The organism is Psychrobacter sp. FME5 (assembly GCF_014861375.1).
In the GTDB taxonomy this organism is placed as follows: domain Bacteria; phylum Pseudomonadota; class Gammaproteobacteria; order Pseudomonadales; family Moraxellaceae; genus Psychrobacter.
The window spans coordinates 1-1,828 of sequence record NZ_RRYX01000207.1 but is presented as its reverse complement, the minus strand read 5'-3'; the positions used below and the strand labels follow the sequence as shown (position 1 = coordinate 1,828).

2 protein-coding genes and 1 pseudogene are annotated in these 1,828 nt (G+C 41.5%); all 3 read left to right on the top strand.

The annotated features are described in order from the left end of the window. Positions 1–122, top strand: a pseudogene (locus EI161_RS14165) (IS982 family transposase); the annotation flags it as partial. 142 nt (positions 123–264) lie between these two features. Continuing rightward, complete coding sequence (locus tag EI161_RS14160) at positions 265–585, top strand: YcgL domain-containing protein (protein WP_192523228.1); 321 nt, start codon at positions 265–267, stop codon at positions 583–585. A gap of 370 nt (positions 586–955) precedes the next feature. After that, positions 956–1,633: a hypothetical protein gene (locus tag EI161_RS14155; RefSeq protein ID WP_192523229.1), complete on the top strand. Its 678-nt coding sequence runs from the start codon at positions 956–958 to the stop codon at positions 1,631–1,633. The last annotated feature ends 195 nt before the right edge of the window (positions 1,634–1,828 follow it).

Here is a 1,828-nt window from a genome sequence, read left to right as displayed (position 1 = left end):
GAGATTTATGGCATTTGTCTCATCGATTGATTCGTAAGATTCTGTCACATAATCTATGCTTTGTACTCAACAAAAAACTTGGTAACCCGCCTCTTCAGTTTGAGTTGCTTATTTCAAGTTGAGAGTGGGGTTTCTATGGTTTTTGTGACGGTTATATAGCCCGTAATTATCGAAGGAGATTTACCATACCTGAACGTAAAGACGCTACTGGTATGGGTTTAAAATATGCTAATCTATGGGGATAGTTTTTGATAGGTGGTTTTTATGCATTGTGATATTTATAAGTTTCCCAAACATGATGATATGTATATTTATATTGCGCGCCCTGATTATCCTGATGATACCGAAGAGATTCAGGATTGGCTTGGTGTGCTGCCCAAAGATTTTCGTGCAGGCTTAGGTCGTAGTAAGTTTGTCATGCATTTAGATTTGGCAACCACACCGACCCTTGCCCGTGTTGATAAAGAAGAGGTGTTAGCAAAGCTACAATCGCAAGGGTATTTTGTGCAACTGCCACCGCAAGATGTCATGCGCCGCCAAGCAGAACTGCGCGCTCGTGAAGCTCAGGATAGTATTTACAACTAGGGCATGGGTTTAAAAGTTTGGTAGATGGCCGCCTGCATTTTATGAGAAAATCGTGATAAACTAGCGACCTCTTATATCTTCAGTGCTTATATCGATAACACAGTTGGTGTCGATAATGTAGTCGGTCTTATTTTAGTATAGTCGGTTCAAAACAAAAGCGATACGGTTGTCGTAGTGTGCTATTGCTATAAATTTTCTTTGCTTGCTGTTCGCAGGTGTAGCAGAGTCGGCAAAAATTTTATAGCCAATAGTTTTGATAACCAATAGTACTGTATCGTTTTCAAAGTGAATTCACTATATGACAGCACGTACCATATACCGCTAAACACGTAGTGTCGCATCGGTTATAAATCTAGGTAACTAAACACGTATGGACTGGTTAAAAGGTATTATAAAAAGCTTACCACTGGAAACCATCAGCGATATTCTTGGTGAGATTGCGATTTGGTGGAGTCAGATGGTAAAAGACGTTCCGCCCGCCGATTTGCCCATGTATGCTTATCTTGGTGGTGCTATTGTAGTGCTAGTACTATGGGTGCTGGTCGCTCGTGTATTGCCACGTCCGCTGGGCGGCATGAGCTGGATGATGTTGTTTGCGATTTTATTGGCTCCAGGTAGTGCACTTGGTGACCCAAGCGTGATTGCACCGGCTAGTATTAGCGTGGTTTATGCCGTTATGATGAAAGACTTCACCGGTGCCGTTGCCAATATGCTGCCCATAATGGTGGTATTGGTCGTGGGCTTGTTTGTCGGCTTTGTTTGGCAGCTGATTCGCGGTGCGTTTGAATCAAGCTTGGATAAAGCACGCAGCCGCACAGCAGAAGATACGCAAGCGACAATGCAGCTGACGACAGGAAGTTATTTGTCAGCAGATGCTACTGCAACTGAGCCAGCTGATTTAGATAACAAGTCGAGTTTAGTTGAGCCGTCTAGTAGTAAGCCTTTATCGGCTAAACCTGAAGCAGCAGTCAGCTTAAAAAAAGGTAACTCGAAAATAGATAGTGTTTTAGCTAAGAAACGCGGTACAAAAAAAACTGATAAACGCTAGGGCGTGTCCTCATTTTAAAAATGCTGATAAAAATAGTTAAGTTTTTTCTTAAGTCATAAGTAAAGTAAAAGACACCATTAGCGTGTCTTTTTTTATGTGTGTTTATTGATCACTGTGCTCGTTAGTCATTTTGAGACCACTATAGTTAAAATACTTTAAAAACGCTACGATACTGCTGGTATAGTTTTTTTGTAG